The sequence below is a fragment of the Devosia psychrophila genome, assembly GCF_000971275.1.
GTDB classification, from domain to species: domain Bacteria; phylum Pseudomonadota; class Alphaproteobacteria; order Rhizobiales; family Devosiaceae; genus Devosia; species Devosia psychrophila.
The window spans coordinates 1-21,479 of record NZ_LAPV01000074.1 but is presented as its reverse complement, the minus strand read 5'-3'; the positions used below and the strand labels follow the sequence as shown (position 1 = coordinate 21,479).

Below are 21,479 nucleotides of genomic sequence, written 5' to 3'. Positions count from 1 at the left end.
CTTTCTGTGAGATGAAACGGAAGGGGTGCGAATGCGCGCGAGGCGATGCAATGGTTTATGGCGCGGCGGACATGGCGAGCTGAGCGACAAACCGTACGGCGATGCGCAGACCTGGGTTGTTGTCGCCGATATCGATGCTCGCCCCATGCAGGTCGGCGATGGCCTTGACCAAGCTCAAGCCCAAGCCGTGGCCCGGCGTGCTGCGGCTCTTGTCCAGCCGATACAGCCGCTGGAACACCCGATCGCGTTCTGCCGCCGGAATGCCAGGTCCGGTGTCCGACACAGTGATGCTGAACGCCTTGTCCGGCTCCACTACGCTGGCCAGCGTGATCCTGGTCCCCCGCGGACAATGGCGGATCGCATTCTCGATCAGATTGGCGAACATTTGAGTGAGCAGATCGCGGTCGCCGATAATATGCGGCAGCGGCGCGGCGTTAAACACCAGTTCCTGTTCCTGCTCACGGGCAACCTCCTCATAGGCATCGAAGAGCGTTTCGAGGACCGGCTCTATTGCTATGGGCTTGAACCGCGCGCGGCGTGCACCGGATTCTATCTGGGCAATGCGCAGCAGCGCATTGAATGTCGTGTTGATCTGGCGCGATTCTTCCTGCGCCTGCTGCAGCAGGCCAGCGATCGGTTTGCCCGCTTCGTCATCGTCAATGGCGTTCTGGACAGTGAAACTCAGCCGGTTGAGGGGCGTCTTGAGGTCATGCGCAATATCCACGCTCACCTGCCGCATCCCCTCTACGAGACTGGCGAGCCGATCGAGCGCTTGGTTGATCTGGACGGACAGATCATCGAGATCGTCGTGATTGGCTCGCAGCGGGATACGCGAGGCCAGCTCGCCGCGCCCAACCCGGTCCATGGTCGATGCAATGCCGTTGATCCGGCGCTGTCCGCGCACGGCGATGAGCAGGCCGGCAATGACGACCAGAACGGTGAAGGCGAGCCCCGCCAAGCCCAGGATGTTGCGCACGATGGCGCCCACCGCGTCGCTTTCTTCAAAACTGGCGCCCACGGTCAGCTCCGTGTCAGCCGCCGATCCGGAATAAATCTGGTAGCTGTCATCCGCATCGAGGCCCAAGGCAGCGCCAGGTACGACGGACCACCCGGTGCCTCCTGGCGCCTGATCGATATTACCGGCAAGCTTTAGTCCGTTGCCGTCGCGCAGGAAAAAAACCCGTTGGTCTCGCGGATTGGCCGCCGCGTGGCTGCGCACCAGTTCTGTCAGGTCGGTGAGGTCACTTTCCGCATAGGATTGGGTGATGACGGCAAAGGTCTGTTCCAGTTGCTGCCGCATGCGTCCGTCGAGCTCGCCCTGGATCAGCAGGTAAGCGGCAAATCCGGCGAGCAACAGAAAGACCAGAAATGCCAAACCGAGCGGCGCGATCAGCCGGATCGCCGTGCTGCGATAAAGGGACCTAAGCATGCAGGCTGTAACCCGTGCTGCGGATGGTGTGCAGCAACGGCTTGGCAAAAGGCTTGTCGATCTTGGCGCGCAGCCGGCTGATATGGGTCTCGACCACGCTGGTCTGCGGATCGAAATGAAAATCCCACACCCGTTCGAGCAGCATGGTGCGGGTCAACACCCGGTTTTCGTTCTGCATGAGATAGGTCAGAAGTGCGAATTCGCGCGGTAGCAGGTCGATGGCCATCGTGCCGCGCCGGCAGGAGTGCCGGATCAGGTCGATTTCGAGGTCCGCGACCTGCAGCTTGGTTTTCTCCGTAGTCGGGGGCGGCCGCCGCGCTAGGGCGTTGAGCCGCGCCAGCAGTTCGGAAAAGGCAAAGGGCTTGACCAGATAATCGTCGCCGCCGGCTTCGAGACCATCGACCCGGTCATCGACGCCGCCCACGGCGGTCAGGAACAACACGGGCGTGGTATTGCCCGACGCCCGGAACGCCTTGACCAGCGACAGTCCGTCGAGGCCGGGCAACATACGGTCGACCACCATGACATCGAAGCGTTCGGCCATGCCATGTACCAGCGCATCACGGCCATCGGCGATGACGTCGGCGACATGGCCTGCCTCGGTGAGCCCGCGTTTGACGTAATCGGCGGTGCGGGCATCATCTTCGACGAACAGGATACGCATGGCTGAAGTCTCGGTCAGAAGGGGGCCATCGTCAATGCGGGACGGTGATCCAGAGACCGCCGCCCCGACGGGCTCAGGCCGATATGGCCCTTGCATCGCGCTTACGGGCCGCCAGCGTCATGTAAGCGACCAGCGCAGCGATGACGGTCAGGAAAATGACGCTGGTTACGATCGTTCCAAGGCCCAGACCGCCATAGTCTATCGGCTGCGACAGAAGATCGCCAAATGAGGCGCCGAGGGGCCTGGTCAGGATATAGGCCAGCCAAAAGGTCAGGATGGCATCGGCCTTGAACACAAGATGGGCAACTGCGATGGCCGCAATGATGGCGAGGAAGACGAGGCCCGTGGCAAGATAGCCCAGTCCCAGGGTCTCGGCGAGATAGTCACCCACGGCGGTCCCAAGCGCAAAGGTGAACAGGATCGCAAGCCAATAGAAGATTTCGCGCCGCGTGGTGACGATGGTATGGATCGACAGCGTCTTTTCGCTGGCGAACCAGGCGGCAAAGGTGGCAGCCAGCAGGATGCTGCAGCCGAGTGTCGTGGTCAGGAGCGGCACGTCGAACGTATCGACCAGGTTGTCGGTAATCAGCGTACCGACGACGCTGACCAGCACCACGGCCAGCCAATAGGTCCAGGGTACATAGCGCTTGCGGCTGAACTGCAGACTAAGCGCCACCACCAGCACCGCCATCATGATTAGGGTTGTCGTCTGCAAGCCAATGCCCATGTTGAGCGCGAGGAAGTCGGCGGCGGTTTCGCCAACCGTCACGGCCATCAGCTTGATGAGCCAGAAATCGACGGTGACGCGAGGGACGCGATTGAGGGCCGGGACGCCGCCCGAAACGACCGTCTCGGCGCCGGGTCCGCTATAGTTCAGGTTTTTCATCATGCGCCTATCAGCTGGATGGCCTGGGCAAAGAAGTCGTCGGCCCGCTTATCGTCATCGGCATTGCAGCGCTCCAGGCCCTTGGCCTCGAGTTCGGCGACCTTGGCTTTGTCCGCATCCGGCAGCGATGCAGTTTTCGGTTCGACCGTACGATATTGCGCCAGCATGTCTTCGCAGGGCACGGGCTTGCCAGAGGTATCGGTGGTAGCGACACCTGCCGCGTCGGCAGCGCCGGGATTGTCGAGCTGGGCCAGGAGCGCCGTCAAAGTGGCGTCGGCAGTCGGAGCATCGTTACGCACGGCATCGAGTGCAGCGTCGGCCGCCAAGTCGACGGCATCCCATTTGGAGGCATCTTTGCCCCGCAAGTCATTGGCCGCCTGATCCCAGGCGGTTTCAAATTCGGTGATCCGGGCCTTGGCGGCCGCGGCATCCTTGGCAGCGACCAGCGCCTGAGCATCGGCGACAATCGTGCGCATGGCAGACAGGTCGCCGAGCGCGCTAGCAGTGGCGGCCGCAGTTGCGGGGACCACGAAGTGAGCCGTAGTCGCGATCGGCGTGGCGATGAGGCAGGCGGCGAAGGCAAGCTGATACAGTTTCATGGGTGAGCTCATCGGGGTTGGAGCGGTTGATGTCACCCTTGTCGGCCCCCGAACTCACGGCCGCCTGTCGCCAAATATACATCGCTGTAAGAATTGCTGCTGCAGCGAGACGGTCCGAAAAACTCATGCCATAGCATTGACCATGCACATGTCCCCGTCGGCCTTGCCTCCACTAGGCGTCAAGTGTCGTTGCCACAAGCGAATCGCATAAGCTGTCCGATTACCGGCAATGTTGCCGCGCCACTACAGGAAAGTCGAAAATGAACGGGACCCAGACGTCAGGTTATTCGAAGCTTCAGATTACCCTGCACTGGGTCATCGCTGCGCTTGTGGCATTTCAACTGATATTTGGCGAGGGCATGACCAACGTGCGCGATGCCGCAGAAGAAGGCACGACTGCATCGAGTGTCGATACCGCAGTCAGCATAGGACATTACTGGTTTGGCATTGCCATTCTGGTGCTCGTCCTCGTCCGGCTGGGTGTCCGGCTCATGCAAGGTGTACCGCAGCGCCTGGCCGGGACGCCCACCTGGATGGACTGGGCTGCCAGGCTGGTGCATTGGGCTTTTTACCTGATGCTGTTTGCCATGCCCTTGTTAGGACTGCTGACGGTTTATGTGTCGGACGCTTTCGGCGACATTCATAAACTGGGCAAACCCGTATTTATCGTGCTCATCGCCGTGCATGTCGTTGCGGCCCTCTACCATCAGTTCATCAAACGTGACGGCACTTTGCGTCGAATCCTGGTGCCTGGCCGTTAGGCCTTTGGTGGTTTCGGTCGAGAATAATCCCTGACCGGGAAAGCACCGGCTAGTCGAAGGTTACCTATGACGTCCATGATGCATCTGCCTATGGCCCACCTGATTGCGCTTTCTACCCATGTGCCGCCTTACGAACTGCCGCAGGAAATGGTGAAAATTGTTGCGAAACGTGTGTTGGGCGAGCGCTATCCCGAATTCGAGCGGTTGACCAAATCCTTCGAAAACGCCGTGATCGACAGACGCTATTCGGCGGTGCCCTTTGAATGGTTCGAACAGCCTCAAGACTGGCCGAGTCGAACGCTGGCGTATTTGCAAGGCGCGCCGGAAATGTTTATCGGCGCAGCGCAAAATGCACTGACGGCCGCTGGCTGGACAGCCGATGAGGTGGACTGCATCGTGACGGTGACGTCCACGGGGATCGCCACGCCGACGCTCGATGCTCGCGCCATGGTGACAATGCCGTTCAGGTCTGATGTGCATCGGGTACCGGTGTTCGGGCTTGGCTGTGCGGGAGGTGTTTCCGGCTTGTCGATTGCTGCGCGTTTGGCAAGCGCGTCTCCAGGAAGCAAGGTCCTGTTCGTTTGCGTCGAAGCCTGCACATTGTCGTTTCGTGAGGATCGCTTGCAAAAGGCCGACATCATAGCGACCGTGCTGTTTGGGGACGGCGCCGCGGCGGCCTGTATCTCGACCGAAGGCAACAGTCTGGGCCAGTTTGGCCATGGTGAGGAACATACCTGGCCCGATACGCTGGCCATCATGGGCTGGGACGTCGACGAGGCCGGGTTTGGCGTGGTCTTCGATCGGTCAATCCCGGAATTCGTCAAGCAGCACTTTGCCGCGGCCGTCGAAAGCGGGATGGAGCGCATGGGCTTGGCTCAAGCGGATTTGGCCCGGATTATCTGCCACCCTGGCGGCGCAAAGGTGGTGGACGCCATCGAGGGCGCTTTGCATCTGGGCCAGGACGTCCTCGACCACGAGCGTGGTATCTTGCGGGATTACGGCAATATGTCAGCGCCGACCGTGATGTTTGTTCTGGAGCGCCTTCTTGCCGATGCACCCCACGGCCAGATGATGCTGGCAGCATTGGGACCCGGCTTTACCGCCTCGCTCCTGCCGATCCGGTTTGCGGCCTGATGGGTGCGCTGTCTGTGCCAGCAGTATCGTTTATTGCCTTCGTCGTCCTGCAAAGGCTCAGCGAATTGGTGCTGGCACGCCGCAACACGGCCGCCTTGCTGGCCCTGCGCATCTCGGTAGAACAACGCGGACTTAGTCGGATAAAGGCACGAAGCGAGAGCGTTAGGTGATCATAAGCGGCAGCTTTTGGGCAACGCAGAGTGAAGCTTAGATGACCGATTTGGAGGTCGCAAGCTGCCCGGCAACTCCGCCAATTTTGAAAAGAACTTGGCCGTTAGGATCGCGATTGATGTGTCAAGATGCCCGATCGTTAACACCGTACGTTTCCAAGCTTTTCCGGTGACTGCTGGCGGTCCTCTCAGATGCTCTTGATCATGCCCCCATCGACGCGGATCAGGCTGCCCGTGATGTAGGACGATCTGTCGCTGACCAAGAACGCCACCACGTCAGCAAGCTCTTCCGGCCGTCCGTAGCGTCCTGCGGGAATGGTCGAGAGCGACTGCGCGCGCACCTCATCGACGCTCTTGTTCAGGCGCTCGGCTGCCGCGGCGTCGAGTTCGTCGACGCGGTCGGTATGAATCCGTCCCTGCACCACGACATTGACCGTGATATTGCTGGCCGCCACTTCGCTGGCGAGCGTCTTGCTCCATCCGACGAGACTTTGGCGCAGGGCATTCGACAGGGCAAGGCGCGGGATTGGGGATTCAACGCCTGACGAGGTCAGCGTAACGATACGACCCCACTGTTGGGCCTGCATCCCGGGCAGGACAGCCTGGGAGATGGCGATCAGCGGCGTCACCATAGTGTCGAATGTCTTGGAGAACTCCGATGCTGCGATACTGCCCGCCTCGCCGGCCGTCGGGCCGCCGGAATTGTTGATCACGATGTCGGCGCCGCCAGCAGATTGGACCTCAGCAATGAAAGCCGTGACCGATGCTGGGTCGGCCAAGTCCAGACGGACAGCCGTGATGGTGCCGGTGGCTCCAGCCTCCAGCTTTACATTGAGGGCACCGATGGCATCGGTTGATCGCGCTCCACCGATGACGTGAACGCCTTCATTGGCCAATGCCACGGCGATTGCGGCGCCCAGCCCCTTACTGGCGCCAAGGACGATTGCCCGCTTGCCTTCGATCCCCAGATTCATGCGCCGATCTCCTGCAGGCGCTTTGTCTGGCGGGCCAGCAAGCGCTCGACATCCGCAATATCAGCATTGGACAGGGCCCCGCCGGGCTTGCGTAACGCGGCGGATGAAATGACGCCGCGCTTGGCCAGCACGTATTTGCGCGATGCGAGCCCGATGCCCTGCTGCTGCTCGTAGCGGGCCAGTGGCAGGTAGGCGTCGAAAATGTCGTGGGCGCGCTGTACGTCGCCCTTGGCATAATTTTCCACTACTCCCACCATCATTTCCGGATAGCAGAAGCCGGTCATGGCGCCATCGGCACCGCGCGCCATTTCCTCGGGCAGGAAGAGGCCGCCATTGCCGCAGAGGATAGAGATGCGCCGCACTTCGCCCTTGTCGCTGGACGCCCGCAGTGCGCCGATCTTGCTTAGCCCGGGCCAGTCCTCATGCTTGAGCATGACGCAGGTGGGCACGTCGCGCACGATGCGTTCGATGACCTTGGGAGCGATGGTGACATTGGTGGTCAGCGGATAGTCCTGCAGTACCCACGGCGTCTTGCCCAGCGCGTCGCCGACAGAGGCGTAGAATGCATAGGCCTGATCGTCGGTCTTGGTGGTCCAGGGCGGCGCGACCATGACACCGGATGCGCCCATGTCCATCACCGACTCTGCCAGTTCGCGCATCGGGGCAAGGCCCGGCGCGGTGACGCCGACAACCACGGGCAGGCGACCGGCGACGCGGTCGATGACCCGCTTTGCAATGCTGCGCGATTCCTCGGACGTAAGTTTTGGCGCTTCGCCCAGCAGGCCGAGAATGGTCAGGCCGGTAACGCCCTTTTCCTCGTAGAAGTCCACCATGCGATCAACGCCGTTCCAGTCGACCGCGCCATCATCGGTGAAGGGGGTGACGGCGATGATGTAGACGCCCTTGGCGTCCTCGGTGAGCAATGGCATCCAGGGATCTCCGGTAAAAGCGGTCAGTGCGACCAGTAAAGGGGAACGGCGTTTCGTAGGAATACGAGGTCATGCGCGGAAGCGGGCACGGCCTCAAGGCTCAACGCAAGTAGCGAAACATCGTCCACCATACTGTCGAACAGTTCGGTATGTGGCCAATCGCTCGCCCATAGCAGCCGGTGGGCATGGCTGGCGGCGAGCGCGGCGACCGCTACGCGATAGCCGTCGCTATTGGCGGTGTCGCGCATGCGGTAGGGTGCCGAGATCTTGACGTGGATGCGCCCGCCGTCGAGGGCCCGCAGCATATCGTCGAGTGCCGGGCCGACTGGATCGAGCGGCATGAAGGCGAGATGATCGATTACGCCGTTGATGTCATGCTTCTGCGCCAGTTCGGCGACAGCCGCGATGGCCTCGGGGCCGACCTGGAATTGCACGTGCCAGCCAAGCGGCCGGATACGCGGTGCCAGGTCCTGCAGCGCGTCGAGACCGATACCGGCCTTGTTGCGCAGGTTGATGCGCACGGCACGCACGCCAAGTCGATCAAGGCGCTGCAATTCAGTGGTGCTGGTGTCCGGCGGAATGACGACGACGCCACGCAGCCGGTCCGCATCGCCAGTCAGCGCCGTCAGCAGCACGCGGTTGTCTAGCCCGTAGACGCTGGGCTGCACCAGCACGCCGCGCTCGATACCGGCGAGGTCTGCATAGGTTCGCCAGTCATCCAGCGTCATGATGCGTGGCGTATAGCTGCGCGGTGTGACGAGCGGCGCGTCAGCGTTGAAGACGTGAAAATGGCTATCCGCCGTACCGTTTGGTAATTTCACCACCAATCCGGACATGGGCCGCGGCGGCAGGCAGAGCGGAGCCTCACTCTCGATCACGGTGCAACCTGAAGGAAATCGAAATCGGCGCCTTCGTCGGCCTGCATTACGTGCCTGTGGTATAGGCTGGCATAGCCGCGCGGTGGCCCCTCGGGAACGGGTGGAAGCGCGGCCATCCGGCGATCGAATTCAGCGGGGTCGATATTGAGGTCGATGCGGCGTGCTTTGACATCAAGCGTTATCGTATCGCCCGTGCGGACAATAGCAAGCGGGCCGTTATCTGCAGCTTCCGGAGAAATGTGCAGGATGACCGTGCCGAAGGCGGTGCCGCTCATCCGGGCGTCGGAAATGCGCACCATGTCCTTTACCCCCTGTCGTGCCAGCTTGCGCGGTATCGGCAGGTAGCCCGCCTCGGGCATGCCCGGCGCACCCTTGGGGCCGGCATTGCGCAACACCAGCACGTCCTGGGCGGTAACGTCGAGGTCATCGCTGTCGATGCGGTTGCTCAGATCTTCGACGCTGTCGAACACCACGGCCCGGCCGGTATGCTGCATCAGCTCCTTCGAGGCGGCCGACTGCTTGATTACGGCGCCGCGCGGCGTGAGATTGCCCTTGAGGACAGCCAGTGTACCGATCGGCTTCAGCGGTGCCACCATGGTGCGGATGATGGTCTGGCCTGGTTCGTCAACGACGGCGTCGATAACGGTACCAATGGTGCCACCGTAGACCGTCAACGCCCCAGTATCGAGCTCGCTGCGCACTTCCTTGAGCAGGGCAGGCACGCCGCCGGCATTGTGGAATTCGGCCATGTAATGCTGGCCCGATGGCTGCAGGTCGACCAGCAGCGGCACACGCTGACCCACTTGGTCGAGCAGGTCCATGTCGAGCTTGAAGCCGAGCCGCCCGCAGATCGCCGCAAGGTGCACGACGGCATTGGTCGAGCCCCCCATCGCCTGCAGCGCCACCATGGCATTGCGAATGACGGCGGGCGTCAGCAGTTCGCGCACGGTCAGGCCACCGTCTCGCGCGAGTTTCGCGGCCTGCGCGCCAGTGGCTTCTGCGAGGCGCACACGCTCGGAATCGGTGGCGGGAGCCGAGCCGCCCTTGGGTAGGCACAGCCCCATGACCTCGGTTAGGTTAGCCATGGTGCTGGCCGTACCCATGACGGTACAGGTGCCGATCGAGGCCACCAGTTTATTATTGACCTCGGTGATCTCGGCCTCGTCGATTTCACCGGCGCGAAAGCGTCCCCACATCCGGCGGCAATCGGTGCAGGCACCAAGCCGCTCGCCCTTGTGATGGCCGGTGGCCATAGGCCCGGTGGGCAGGAAGATCGCTGGAATTTCGCTCGATGCGGCCGCCATGATCTGGGCCGGTAAGGTCTTGTCGCAACCGCCGATCAGCACCACGCTGTCCATCGGCTGGGCCCGGATCATTTCTTCGGTTTCCATCGCCATCAGGTTGCGTAGGTACATCGAGGTGGGGGAGGCGAAGCTCTCATGGATCGAGATGGTCGGGAACACCATGGGCAGCGCGCCATTCAGCATGACGCCGCGTTTGACCGCTTCGATCAGCTGCGGGACGTTGCCGTGGCAGGGATTGTAATCGGAATAGGTATTGGCAATGCCAACGATCGGACGATCCAGCGCGTCGTCGGAATAGCCCATGGCCTTGATGAATGCTTTGCGCAGGAACAGGGAAAACCCCTGGTCGCCATAGCTGGTCAGCTTGCGGCGCAGCCCGTTGGACACAATACAATCCTCTCGCATCGGGCGCGCGTAAGCCGTCGCCGCTTTCATTTGAAACTAGCCGTAAAGCGCGTATTGTCAATAAATAAGCGTGAGCAGAATCCAAAATATGGCTGTTTATGCGCCGATATGTGTTGTGGCTGCGCAGGCTAGTCAGGTAGATTATTGATAAATTCCGTTAGGGGAGAAGCGGTCGATGCTGTCGGATAGGAAAAACAAGCGGCGCGTCGGCCTTGTCGGTGCAGGCTGGGTCACCGGCTATCACCTGCCGGCGTGGCAGCGCCTGGGAGGCCGCGTCGAACTGGTTGGCATTGCCGACCCCAACCTCGACGTCGCAAAAACACGTGCGGCTGCATTTGGCATCGCGGATAGCTATGCGAGCGCCGAAGCAATGTTCGATGCTGCGGCGCTCGACATTGTCGATATCTGCGCCCCGCGCGAGCACCACGCCGCACTGGTGCGACTGGCGGCTTCGCGTGGCATCGACATCCTCTGCCAGAAACCGTTGGCGGTGAATCTCGCCGAGGCGGAGGCGCTGGTCGACAATCTGCCCGCTTCACCGCGCGTCATGGTGCATGAAAACTGGCGCTTCAGGGCCTGGTACCGGCGCCTCAAGGCATGGCTCGACCAAGGTATGGCAGGTGAAATCCGACAGGTGCGACTGGATTTCCTTTCCAGCGGCATGCTCCGCGACACCGAAGGGCTCCGTCCGGCCCTCGTGCGCCAGCCTTTCTTTGCTCGGCAGCAGCGGCTGCTGGTGATGGAGGTGTTGATCCACCAGCTCGACAGCCTGCGCTTTCTGATCGGTGAAATGGACGTGGTGGCGGCGCGGCTGGAGCGCAGCAATGACGACATCATTGCCGAAGACGTCGCCGCCATCACGCTGCGCCGCCGGGCCGATGGCGCGCTGGTGCAGGTGACCGGCAATCTGGCCGTACATGGCGCGCCGCCCGCGCCGCGTGACCAGTTGCGCATCATCGGCACGGCGGCAACGCTCGAACTGGAAGGCAATCGACTGAGCGCCGCCGGAATTGCTTCGCGTGACGAAAGCTTCGATCCCGACGCGACTTATCAGGGCTCCTATGATGCGGCGACTGCCCATTTCGTCGATGGGCTGGATAGCGGTTCACCCTTCGAGACTTCGCCACGAGATAATCTGGAGACGCTGCGGCTGGTCGAGGAAATCTATCGACTGGCAGCGTTCGACCCGGCAGCAAAACCGCGCTAGAACTGAGCGATAGCCAGGAGCCAAAAGTGAAGCCTGCCAACGATACGCAAACCGGCGAACATGACGAGCTCTCCATCGCGCGGGCGCTTGAGGAGGACATTATCTTTGGCCGGCTGGCGCCCGGAACCCGGCTCACCGAGGATACGCTGCTGGCCCGCTTTGCGGTGACGCGCCATTTCGCGCGGCAGGCGCTGGTAGAGCTCGAGGCCATGGGCATCGTGGTGCGCGAGCGCAACCGCGGCGCCACCGTCCGCTCGTTGACCCCCCGGCAGGTGCAGGAAATCTACGCCGTGCGCGAACTGCTTCAGCGCCAGGCGGCGCTATGGATTCCGCTGCCGGCGCCGGACGGCCTGATCGAGGAACTCAATGCTATCCATGCCGAGCATGGCCAGCATATCGAAGCCGGCTTCCTGCGCGGCGTGCACGAAGCCAATGACCGGTTCCACCTGACGCTGTTCGGCGCCTGCGGCAATGATCATCTGGTGCAGTCCATCGAGCTCTATATGCGGCTCAGCCTGCCGGTGCGCGCCAATTCCATGGCCAACAAGGATGGCCTGCGCATCGCCCATGAGCATCACCGCCTGATGATCGAGATGCTCAAGGGCCGTGACAACTGGGTGCTAGCGCAGCTTTGCGTGGATCATCTGCAGCCCAGCAAGGCGCGCTATTTGAACCGCGTTACCTAAAAGATGGAGCGCGCCAGAGAGGCCGGCGCGCTCCTCTGCCGAACCTACCAGTCGAGGCGCAGGAGGGAGACGCCTTGCCTTGGCAGCGTGGTCCGGAGTTCGATTGTGCCGGCGTTGACGGCGACGCCGGCGACATCCTCGATCTGGGCAAGCTGCCCCGAGGCTTCCAGCTTCGCATAATCGGCGCCCTGCGGATTCTCGGGCTTGCCCATGGCCTTCCACATGCCAAACGAGTTGGAGTGGGTCTCGTCCATGCGGAAGTGCTTGAGTGAAGCCTTCTTGTCGCCCCAACCGTCGATGGAAATGGTCACTTCGGCGTCGGGGCCCGCCTCGTCATCGTCATGGTAGTGCCAGACCAGGACGCTGATGCCCTTGTCGTCGCGCGTTGCTACCACGTTGACGTCGGGGTCGCCCCGCACGCCATGTTCCATGACGTCGTTGATGTCACGGCGGTGGGTGCTTTCGCTAGCCAGCCAGTCGCCGCCCAGCTTGCCGAGCATGCGGAAGCCGTTGAGCACGGCCTTGTCGACGCCATTGGTGGCGAGATCGCGGAAACCGTCATACCAAGCCTGGTCATCGAACAGGAATGCCCAGGTAACGGCGCCTTCGATATGGATGTTCTTGAGCTTGGCCAGCTCATAGGTGCGCAGCATGCTCTCGACCACATAGACGCCATACAGCGGGCCGTTGCGGTAGCCGTTCTGCGGATGCACGCGAGCCGAGCAGGCGGCGCAGCCTTCCGGATCGCTCTCGCCGATGACGACTGGCAAATGCTTCAGCGTCGGGAATTCGTTGATGATGTCTAGATTGGCCTCGATATCGCGCAACTGCTTGTGCACGCCCATCCGCACGTGATCCTTCCAGATCACCGGATTGCCCTTGGCATGGAAGGCGATGAAATCGAGCGGCGAGTTGTGGTCGACCACGTACTGCAGAAAATCGCGGAGGAATTTCTGCGCCTTAGGATTGGAAAAGGCGCCGCAGGTGTGCGGGCCGCCAACGCGGGCCTTGGGAAGCGCGCGTTTGACTGCCTTGGCGCTGACATCGTACATGTCGCAGAATTCGGGAATGGTGCCGAGCCAGTAGTGCCCGTCAGGCTCGTTCCAGACCTCGAACGGCCAGCTTGAGACTTCGTCTTCCCCGTAGCGCTCAGCAAGATGGCGCGCCCAGGCGTAGATCAGGTCTCCCCACTTCTTCAGATCGTTGGGTGGGGATGCCCAGCCGGTAACGATGGTGGCATATTTGTCGGCCGGCTCCCAGTGATGCTTGTAGTCGCCCTCGAAATCAGACAGCGCTTCTGGAGTGAAGCCAATCTGCACCATCGGCTTATTCCCAGCCTCTTTATAGGCGTCGAAAATCTTGTCCATGATGGTCCAGTCATAGACGGGATTGCCATCCGCATCTTCGGTATAGGCATTGGTGGAACCCCACTTCAGAGCCGCCACCCCGTCGCCGCTGGTGAGCAGGTTATGGGTGCGGATATGGGGCGGGGTGCCGCTGAGCTCGGTCAGTTCCTTGAGCAGTTTCTTGCCATGCGGGGAATAGGTGTAGTTCGGTTCGTCATAGCCAAACCAGTTCCACAGCGGATGATAGGGCTCGGTCGGCTTGTCAGCGTGAACCGTGGTCGAAACTTTGAACGGGGCAGCGGTCATAGGGGCAGTCATTGGGCTTCCTCTGGCGAGATCCTGCCGAGCCTCCTCCAGAAGACCGGGCCATGATGATGCGGAGCGTGCTGCGCAGCTGCATTATGCCGCGCGACGCCGCATGGAAGCTAAGCAAAAACACCTTTTTGTCAATAATAATGCCGCAGCCAAGAGTCGGAAAGTCGAATTATCCGCGCATAATGCGGGATTATCGATATTTTGGGTTGCTGCCTGAACATAAATTGTCGATAAAGCTGCGTGGACCCGCTGCCTGCGGGGAGTCGAGTGCGCTTGAGGAAGCGCGGCGCGGGCAAGATCGGTCTGGAGGGGCTGTTCGCCCGTCAAGCAGGAAAGCTCGCGTGGCGAGCTCCGAGGAGGAACGCATGAGGCTCTTTAAGAAGATTGCCCTGGCGGCCGTCGCGTCACTACTGGCGCTGCCGGCTGTCGGCCAGGATTTCATCGCGGGCATTCCCCGCAACGAGGCTTTGATCATCCAGGGACCGACGGCTCAGAATGCCGACTGGTTCAACGTGTGGGCGCCCGGCGGCGGTGCCAGCGTCAATGGCCAGCAGCAGCTGACCACCGATACGCTGTGGTGGATCAATCCCGAAGGCGGCGACGACGCTTGGACCAATGCGCTGGCCACCGAGCCGCCGATCTACAACGAAGATTTCACCACCATGACGGTGAAGCTGCGCGAGGGCGTATACTGGAGCGATGGCGTTGAATTCACCGCCGATGATCTGGTCTATACCGTCCAGACCCAGATAGATCATCCCGGCATGGGCTGGAGCGCGGCATTTTCGCTGAATGTCGCGAGCATCGAAAGCCCTGACCGAAACACCGTGATCTTCACGCTCAAGGCACCGAATTCGCGTTTCCACACCCTGTTTACCGTGCGCTGGAACGCTGCGTGGATCATGCCCAAGCATATCTTCGAAAAGGTCGAAGATCCGCTGGCCTTCAACAACAATCCGCCAGTGTCGCTATCGGCCTATGTACTCAACAGCTATGACAAGGGCGGCAACTGGGCGATCTGGAAGCTGCGTGACGACTGGCAGCGCACCACGATCGGCATGCTGCAAGACAAAGCGCCTGACGTGAAATACGTGGTCTATGCCGCCTCGGGTAATCCGGAAGCGCGCGTCATCGCCCAGCGCAACCACAACCTCGACGTGATCAACGACATTGCCCCCGAGGGAATGTTTGCCATCATGAAGGACGCGCCCGAGACCGCGGCCTGGCTGCCCCATTTCCCCTTCGCTCATCCCGATCCGACCCTGCCTTCGGTGCTTTTCAACCTGCAGAAGGCGCCGTTCGACAACAAGGATGTGCGCTGGGCTTTGGCGCTGTTGATCGATATCCGGGCGGTTGCGCTAGGTTCCTATCGCGGCGCCGCTAACCTTTCGGCTCTTGGCGTGCCACCCACCGGTTCGGCTCCCGAAAACTACTTCGTGCCGATGCAGGATTGGCTGACCAACTTCGAGCTCAACACCGGCACGCGGACGATCAAGCCCTATGATCCGACCATTGCTACCCAGCTCGCGGGCATGGTGCGCAACCAGTGGCCAGACCAGATCCCGACCGATGAAGCAGCGCTGCAACGATCCTTTGGCTTCGGCTGGTGGAAGCAGGACGTGCAGGCAGCGACCGAACTGCTGCAAAAAGCCGGTTTCACTAAAAACGGCAACCAGTGGATGAAGCCAGACGGCACGCCGTTCGAGATCCGCGTCATGGTCGAAGGCGACGCTATCCCAACGCTGGCGCGCGCCGGCACGGCAATCGCTCAGCAGTGGAGCCAGAACGGCATCAAGGCTACGGTCGATGTGGCGGGTCCCACCAACGGTCAGCGCCTCGGCACGGGCGACTTCGAAACTGCCATCTACTGGACAGTGGAGACCTGGGGCGGTCATCCCGACCTGAGCTTCTTCCTCGACAGCTATCGTTCGGACTTCATCAAGCCGACTGGCGAAATTCAGCCGCCACGTAACCTGCAGCGTTGGCAGGATCCGCGCCTCGATGCGCTGATTGATCGCAACCGCACTCTGGACTTCGACTCGCCAGAAGTCGTGGCGCTCGGCATCGACTATCTCAAGCTCGTCGTCGAGGAGATGCCGATGATCCCACTGATGGCCTACAATAAGTTCGCGCCCTTGGACACGACCTACTGGACTGGCTATCCGAGCGCCGAAAACCCTTATGCGGCCTCAGGTCCCAACTGGAGCAACGTTCGCTACATGATCGTGGCGCTCGAAGCCAATCCAAACGCTCCTAAGCCCTAAGTAAGCCCGGACCGGCTGGGTCACCAGCCGGTCCGACCGATTTTTCCGTCTTCGTCATCCTAGATCGGAACGCCCATGAACGGCTTTCTCATTTACGTCGCCAAACGTTTCGGCCAGTTCGTGTTCGTCGTTGTTACCGGAGTGACGCTGGCTTTCCTGATCGCTCATTTCTCGCCTGTAGACCCGGTCGAGCAGACACTGTCGCTGGTCACCAGCTTTGGCGCCACAGATCCGCGTTCGGTGGAAATCCTGCGCCAGTCGCTGCGCGAGCTCTATGGCACTGACGGCTCGCTGATCGAGCAGTATTTCCTGTTCTGGAGCCGCGTCGTGCGAGGCGATTTCGGGCCATCGCTCTCGGCCTTCCCGACGCCGGTGATGACCATCATCAGCCGCGCCTTGCCCTGGACCATCGGCCTGCTGACCCTCGCCACCATCATTGCCTGGGTGGTCGGCAATACGTTGGGCGCCATCGCCGGCTATTTCCGCGACAGCCGTGTCATGAAGGTCGTCGGCCTGTTCGTGATGGCCCTGCAGCCGATCCCCACCTATATTTCCGGCCTGACGCTGCTGATTGTCTTTGGCTTCCTGTGGCCGATCCTGCCGATCAGCGGCGGCGCCCAGCTCAACCTCGAGCCAGGTTTCACCTGGGCCTACATCACCTCGGTGATCCAGTACGGCACGCTGCCAGCACTGACCTTGGTGCTGGTCGGTATTGGCGGCTGGTTCATCTCGATGCGCTCCCTGGTCTCAAACATAGTGACCGACGACCATGTGGTTTATGCGGAACTCGGCGGCGTTTCGTCGCGCACGGTATTTTCGCAATATGTCGCGCGCAACGCCATGCTGCCGCAGGTAACCGGCCTCGCGCTAAGCCTTGGCAACGTGTTCGGCGGGGCAGTGATCGTCGAGTTCATCTTCAACTATCCCGGTATTGGCAAGCTGATGGTCGCGGGTATCTATGCTGGCGATTATAGCCTCGTGCTTGGCGTCACGACATTTTCCGTGATCGCCGTGGCCGTCGCCGTGTTCCTGATCGACATCACCTATCCGCTGATCGATCCACGCGTGAAGCTGGGATAGCACCATGTTCAAAGTTCTTCGTGACCTGCTGCGTTACAACCGCGAGTTCCTGTGTGGCACATTGCTGGTCAGCATCATCCTCGGCGTTGTCATCGCCTCGTTCTTTGCGCCTTACGACGAGATGATGACCTATGCGGTCATTCCCGACATGCCCCCCGGGCCCGAATACTGGCTGGGCACCAATAGCCGGGGCCAGGACATGTTCTGGCAATTGGCAGCATCGATGCGCAACACGCTGATGTTCGGTATCGTGGTCGCCTTGATCAGCCGCGTCATCGCCATCGCGGTCGGCCTGATTTCGGGCTATGTCGGGGGCAAGACCGACCAGATCATCATGGCGTTCAACGATACGCTTGGCGCGCTGCCTAACATCCCGATCCTGCTGCTGCTGGTGTTCGTGCTGCGAGACCAGATGACCTGGCCCGTACTGGCGCTGACCGCGGCGCTGCTCGGCTGGACCCATGACAGCCGCCTGATCCGATCGGTGGCAATGTCGTTGCGCACCCGTGAGTTTACCCGCCATGCTGCGTTTTCCGGAATGCGCACGGGGCAGATCTTGCTGCGCGAGCATCTGCCCTATGTGATGCCCATAGTGTTTTTCACCACCATGAACAACCTGATCTGGGCCATCGGCCTTGAGGTCACGCTGTCTATCCTTGGTTTTAGCGACATCAACCGGCCGACCATTGGCGGCATGATCTACTGGGCCAACGCTCACTCAGCCATGGTCGCAGGCATCTGGTGGTGGATAGCGGTGCCGATGGTGGCGGTTGTCATGCTGTTCATCGGCCTGTTCCTGTTGGCCATGTCCGTCAACGAATATATCGACCCGCGCAGTCGTCTCGCGCGCATGGGAGCGTGAGATGACAAAGGTTCTCGAAGTCAAACCAGCCATAGTCCAGTCCGCCGATGTGCTGACCATCAAGGATCTCAAAGCCTATTACGTCAACGACCTGTTCGGCGTGCGCCGCGAAGTGCGAGCAGTCGACGGTATTAGCCTGACGGTGCGCCGCAACGAGGTCTATGGCATTGCCGGGGAAAGCTCATCGGGCAAGACCTCGCTGATCAAGACCCTGGCCGGCGCTATCAGGCCCCCTATGCGCGTCGTCGATGGCAGCGTCAACTTCACCTTCGGCAACACCAAGATCGACGTCTATGCCGAGCCGGAGAAAATGAAGACAGCGCGCTGGCAGAACCTCAGCTACATCATGCAGGGATCGATGAGCGTGCTGAACCCGGTACGCCGGATCAAGCACGCCTTCGACGATTTCGCCTACCGCCATATGGGGCTGGACCGGCAAGCTTTTCGCCAACGCGTTCAAAGCCACCTGCAAAAGCTGGGCCTCGACCCCAATGTGCTAGAAGCCTTTCCGCATCAGTTGTCCGGCGGTATGCGTCAGCGCGTGACCATTGCCCTAGCCACCGTGTGTGAGCCCGAATTCATCATCGCCGACGAACCGACCACCGCGCTCGATGTGCTGGTGCAGCAGGATGTGCTGGGCCTGCTCAAGGAAGTGCAGGGACGGCTGGGTTCGTCGGTGGTGTTTGTCACCCATGACATGTCGGTGCATGCCGCGATTACGGATCGCCTCGCCATCATGTATGCCGGCCGGCTTGCCGAAGAAGGCCCGACCCAGGCCATGTTCGACAATCCCCAGCACCCCTATACGGCCCATCTCATTGCCAGCCTGCCGCGCATCGGCGACCTGTCCATTCGCAAGAGCCTCGCGGGCAAGCCGCCCAGCCTTGCCAATCCGCCCTCGGGCTGCCGCTTTCATCCGCGCTGCCCGATCGCCGTCGATCGTTGCTCCAAGGAAGTTCCGGAAATGTTGCCGAGTGCGATTGGTGGCCGCGTCGCTTGTTTCCGGGCCGGGGAGGTCAGCGTCAAATGAGCAATCTGCTTGAACTCGACCATGTCACCAAACTTTATCCGGTTGGGGGGCTGTTCTCACGAAAAAGTATCAAGGCGGTCAACGACGTCAGCTTCTCGCTCGACGGCGACAAACCAGAGATCTTTGCCATCGTTGGCGAGAGCGGCTCGGGTAAATCCACCATTGCCAAAATGATGCTCGGAAACGAAATTCCCAATTCGGGCCGGCTGGTGTTCGATGGCGTCGACATTTCCAATATCCGCAACCGTGCGCAGCGCGAAGCCTTCATGGCCAAGGTGCAACCGGTGTTCCAGAACCCGTTCGAAGCCTTTAATCCGCTAACCCGTGTCGACGCCTATCTGTTCGGCACGGCTCACCGCTTTGCTGGCGCCAATACGTTGCAGGAAAAGGAAACCCTCTCCGATCAAGCACTGCAGCGCGTCGGCCTGTCCATGGCCGAGATCAAAGGTCGTTTTTCCCATGAACTGTCCGGTGGACAATTGCAGCGTGTCGCAGTGGCGCGCGCGCTCATTCCATCACCCAAACTGATCGTGGCCGACGAGCCGGTTTCGATGGTCGACGCCTCCCTGCGCATGTCGATCGTCAACCTGTTCCGCTCGCTGCGCGATGAGCTGAAGGTCTCGATCATCTACATCACCCATGACCTGGCGACGGCCTATTACATCTCTGACCGCGTCATCATCATGCAGAAAGGCGTGGTTATCGAAAGCGGCGGCGCGCGGGCGGTACTCGATAATCCGACTCATCCCTATTCGATCGCCCTCAAGAATGCCGTGCTACCACCCGATCCCAAGGCCGCGTCCGCTGCCATTCGCCTGCGCGGCGTAAGAGCGGCAATTTGATCATTGCTACTGCATCCTGCATGAGCTTTCTGTGTCTGCTCTTTAGTCGCGATGATCGCCTTAGCCTGACTTGGTTCTGGCGGCAGCGATCAGTCCAACAACGCATATCGCCCTGCAAACCAATGGCGGCTTTTAGGAACCCCTAGGCTATCCCTGAACGGCCGAAATGGGTCGGCTGCTGACCCGCCTCTTGGGGGTAGTCTACTGCCCGAACGCTTTTGGCCAGACCAACCATCTAAGCCGACACGCAAGGAGGCCTGGGCAGTGCCAAGTCGAAGTATGCAGCTTCGGGCGCGCGCCACCAGGTTATTGCCATAGCGCTTAATGCGATCCGCCTGTTCACCTACGTCGATGGGTAAGAGCTAGTTGCAGCGCCTAATCGCGACACGGCCATCTGTCGATCAGGTACGACACGAAATCCTCGGTGAAGTTGTACCTAGGCACACTGTTGAATGCGATGTCGTAGATGGCGACAGCTTGGATCATGATTGTCATTGTCGAAGGCAGAAACTCATGGTCGTAATGGCACAGCCAGATGCCGTTTTTGTATTTCGCTGCGGGCCTCTGGGGTCAGGGTAGCGTCGTAAAACGCACGCGAAGCTTATAGATGACGACGAGCTTCGCTTCCGGCTTCCGTGCTTGGAGAATGGAAGGAGACGGCCGAACATATGGCCGGGGCATCGGCGGGGAGCGCGCCCTGAAGACCCGCAACTTGATCAGCCAGGCATCGGGCGCTCCTGGGGCCTGCACCTGTGCCGCCATGGTTTTGCGATACAGTTCTCCCGCGAGCGCGTGAGCTTCCATATGAGTTAAGGCGCGCACGGGCAGATCGCTCGATGGGGCTTCGGCGAGCGAAAAAGCTGCGGCCCTCAGTCCCGCCCATTCCTCCTCGAGTTCCGCCACCCTGATCTTGAAGAGGCTGACGGCGACTTTGGGATCCCGCGTTCCGAGACATTTCGTGATCTCTTTTTTTCCCCGCGCGTTCCAGAGGTCGGCGGGGACTGCCAGGCGGGCGTAATAGACGCCGTTTCGATGGAACTGAGGCGTTCCCATTTTGAGGGTCCGGCGGAGAGACTGACGTTGCCCCCGGCCTCTAATCCAGTTTGAAGTAGGCTCTGGCCCCTAGAAAGGACCAGAGATGAAGCGCAGCAGGTTTACCGAAGACCAGATCATCGGGATTTTAAAAGAGCACGAGGCGGGTGTTCCAGTCGCCGATCTGTGCCGCAAGCATGGTGTGAGCAACGCCAGCGTGTACAAATGGAAAGCCAAGTATGGCGGCATGGACGTTAGCGAGGCTCGCAAGCTTAGGGCGCTCGAGGATGAGAATGCCAAGCTCAAGCGGCTGCTGGCCGATGCGATGCTGGACAACTCGGCGTTGAAAGACCTGCTCGGAAAAAAATGGTAACGCCCGCCGTTGAGCGGGATGCTGTCGCCCATCTCCAGACGGTGTTTGGAATGAGCGAGCGGCGGGCGTGCCAGGTGCTGGGATGCTGCAGGATGACGATGCGCTACCAGACCATCAGGGTCGATGATGCGGTGCTGCGTGAGCGGATGAAGGCCATTGCTCATGAGCGACGGCGCTTCGGATATCGGCGCCTGCACGTACTGCTGCGGCGAGAAGGCCATATGGTCAATCACAAGCGGCTGTTCCGCATCTATCGCGAGGAGAAGCTGGTCGTGCGCCGCCGCGGCGGCCGCAAGCGGGCGATGGGCA

Annotated in this window: 19 protein-coding genes and 1 pseudogene; 10 read left to right on the top strand and 10 right to left on the bottom strand. The window is 60.9% G+C overall.

Annotation, left to right across the window (positions count from 1 at the left end):
• Nucleotides 1–55: 55 nt before the first annotated feature.
• From WH91_RS06065 to WH91_RS25305, 4 genes are all read right to left on the bottom strand, one after another.
• On the bottom strand, nucleotides 56–1,429 hold the full coding sequence (locus tag WH91_RS06065; RefSeq protein ID WP_046170103.1) for a HAMP domain-containing sensor histidine kinase: 1,374 nt from the start codon (nucleotides 1,427–1,429) through the stop codon (nucleotides 56–58).
• Nucleotides 1,422–2,093: a winged helix-turn-helix domain-containing protein gene (locus tag WH91_RS06060; RefSeq protein ID WP_046170102.1), complete on the bottom strand. Its 672-nt coding sequence runs from the start codon at nucleotides 2,091–2,093 to the stop codon at nucleotides 1,422–1,424. The genes WH91_RS06065 and WH91_RS06060 overlap by 8 nt, the downstream gene beginning before the upstream one ends.
• Before the next feature lie 73 nt (nucleotides 2,094–2,166).
• On the bottom strand, nucleotides 2,167–2,982 hold the full coding sequence (locus WH91_RS06055) for a COG4705 family protein (RefSeq protein ID WP_244542422.1): 816 nt from the start codon (nucleotides 2,980–2,982) through the stop codon (nucleotides 2,167–2,169).
• Nucleotides 2,979–3,578 carry a hypothetical protein gene (locus WH91_RS25305; protein ID WP_052952625.1) on the bottom strand — a complete coding sequence of 200 codons (600 nt, stop codon included), beginning with the start codon at nucleotides 3,576–3,578 and terminating at the stop codon, nucleotides 2,979–2,981. Before WH91_RS25305 ends, WH91_RS06055 begins: the two co-directional genes overlap by 4 nt.
• A 260-nt stretch (nucleotides 3,579–3,838) precedes the next feature.
• Between WH91_RS25305 and WH91_RS06045 the strand changes: the two genes are divergently transcribed.
• Nucleotides 3,839–4,339, top strand: a complete 501-nt coding sequence (locus WH91_RS06045; protein WP_046170101.1) for a cytochrome b — start codon at nucleotides 3,839–3,841, stop codon at nucleotides 4,337–4,339.
• A 75-nt stretch (nucleotides 4,340–4,414) separates the two neighbouring features.
• Complete coding sequence (locus WH91_RS06040) at nucleotides 4,415–5,473, top strand: type III polyketide synthase (protein ID WP_046170100.1); 1,059 nt, start codon at nucleotides 4,415–4,417, stop codon at nucleotides 5,471–5,473.
• A 358-nt stretch (nucleotides 5,474–5,831) separates the two neighbouring features.
• Here the strand turns inward: WH91_RS06040 and WH91_RS06035 are convergent, their stop codons facing one another.
• From WH91_RS06035 to WH91_RS06020, 4 genes are read right to left on the bottom strand one after another with little or no spacing between them, the layout of a single operon-like run.
• Nucleotides 5,832–6,617 carry an SDR family oxidoreductase gene (locus tag WH91_RS06035; protein WP_046170099.1) on the bottom strand — a complete coding sequence of 262 codons (786 nt, stop codon included), beginning with the start codon at nucleotides 6,615–6,617 and terminating at the stop codon, nucleotides 5,832–5,834.
• Nucleotides 6,614–7,546, bottom strand: coding sequence for a dihydrodipicolinate synthase family protein (locus WH91_RS06030; protein WP_046170098.1), 933 nt, complete (start codon nucleotides 7,544–7,546; stop codon nucleotides 6,614–6,616). Before WH91_RS06030 ends, WH91_RS06035 begins: the two co-directional genes overlap by 4 nt.
• A 23-nt stretch (nucleotides 7,547–7,569) precedes the next feature.
• Nucleotides 7,570–8,367, bottom strand: coding sequence for an amidohydrolase family protein (locus WH91_RS06025; protein WP_244542421.1), 798 nt, complete (start codon nucleotides 8,365–8,367; stop codon nucleotides 7,570–7,572).
• A gap of 53 nt (nucleotides 8,368–8,420) precedes the next feature.
• Complete coding sequence (locus WH91_RS06020) at nucleotides 8,421–10,115, bottom strand: IlvD/Edd family dehydratase (RefSeq protein ID WP_046170097.1); 1,695 nt, start codon at nucleotides 10,113–10,115, stop codon at nucleotides 8,421–8,423.
• Nucleotides 10,116–10,308: 193 nt separating this feature from the next.
• Between WH91_RS06020 and WH91_RS06015 the strand changes: the two genes are divergently transcribed.
• Entirely contained in the window at nucleotides 10,309–11,340 is a 1,032-nt protein-coding gene (locus WH91_RS06015) for a Gfo/Idh/MocA family protein (protein ID WP_046170096.1), read from the top strand.
• Between the two features lie 26 nt (nucleotides 11,341–11,366).
• Complete coding sequence (locus WH91_RS06010; protein WP_046170095.1) at nucleotides 11,367–12,026, top strand: GntR family transcriptional regulator; 660 nt, start codon at nucleotides 11,367–11,369, stop codon at nucleotides 12,024–12,026.
• 44 nt (nucleotides 12,027–12,070) lie between these two features.
• On the opposite strand, the gene WH91_RS06005 is transcribed toward WH91_RS06010, so the two are convergent.
• Nucleotides 12,071–13,690 (bottom strand): GH39 family glycosyl hydrolase, encoded by a 1,620-nt coding sequence (locus tag WH91_RS06005; protein WP_046170094.1) that lies wholly within the window; start codon nucleotides 13,688–13,690, stop codon nucleotides 12,071–12,073.
• A gap of 362 nt (nucleotides 13,691–14,052) precedes the next feature.
• Here WH91_RS06005 and WH91_RS06000 point away from each other — a divergent pair, with 362 nt between their 5' ends.
• From WH91_RS06000 to WH91_RS05980, 5 genes are all read left to right on the top strand, one after another.
• Nucleotides 14,053–15,951, top strand: coding sequence for an ABC transporter substrate-binding protein (locus tag WH91_RS06000; RefSeq protein ID WP_046170093.1), 1,899 nt, complete (start codon nucleotides 14,053–14,055; stop codon nucleotides 15,949–15,951).
• A 75-nt stretch (nucleotides 15,952–16,026) separates the two neighbouring features.
• Complete coding sequence (locus tag WH91_RS05995; RefSeq protein ID WP_046170092.1) at nucleotides 16,027–17,031, top strand: ABC transporter permease; 1,005 nt, start codon at nucleotides 16,027–16,029, stop codon at nucleotides 17,029–17,031.
• A 4-nt stretch (nucleotides 17,032–17,035) separates the two neighbouring features.
• A complete protein-coding gene (locus WH91_RS05990; RefSeq protein ID WP_046170091.1) occupies nucleotides 17,036–17,893 on the top strand; it encodes an ABC transporter permease in 858 nt (285 codons plus the stop codon).
• A 1-nt stretch (nucleotide 17,894) separates the two neighbouring features.
• The gene (locus tag WH91_RS05985; protein ID WP_046170090.1) at nucleotides 17,895–18,923 is read left to right on the top strand and encodes an ABC transporter ATP-binding protein; all 1,029 of its coding nucleotides are present in this window, start codon (nucleotides 17,895–17,897) and stop codon (nucleotides 18,921–18,923) included.
• The gene (locus WH91_RS05980; protein ID WP_046170089.1) at nucleotides 18,920–19,765 is read left to right on the top strand and encodes an ABC transporter ATP-binding protein; all 846 of its coding nucleotides are present in this window, start codon (nucleotides 18,920–18,922) and stop codon (nucleotides 19,763–19,765) included. The genes WH91_RS05985 and WH91_RS05980 overlap by 4 nt, the downstream gene beginning before the upstream one ends.
• Before the next feature lie 570 nt (nucleotides 19,766–20,335).
• Here WH91_RS05980 and WH91_RS05975 read toward each other — a convergent pair.
• Entirely contained in the window at nucleotides 20,336–20,818 is a 483-nt protein-coding gene (locus WH91_RS05975) for a DUF6538 domain-containing protein (RefSeq protein ID WP_046170088.1), read from the bottom strand.
• Between the two features lie 85 nt (nucleotides 20,819–20,903).
• On the opposite strand from WH91_RS05975, the pseudogene WH91_RS23230 reads away from it, so the two are divergent.
• Nucleotides 20,904–21,479, top strand: a pseudogene (locus WH91_RS23230) (transposase); the annotation flags it as partial.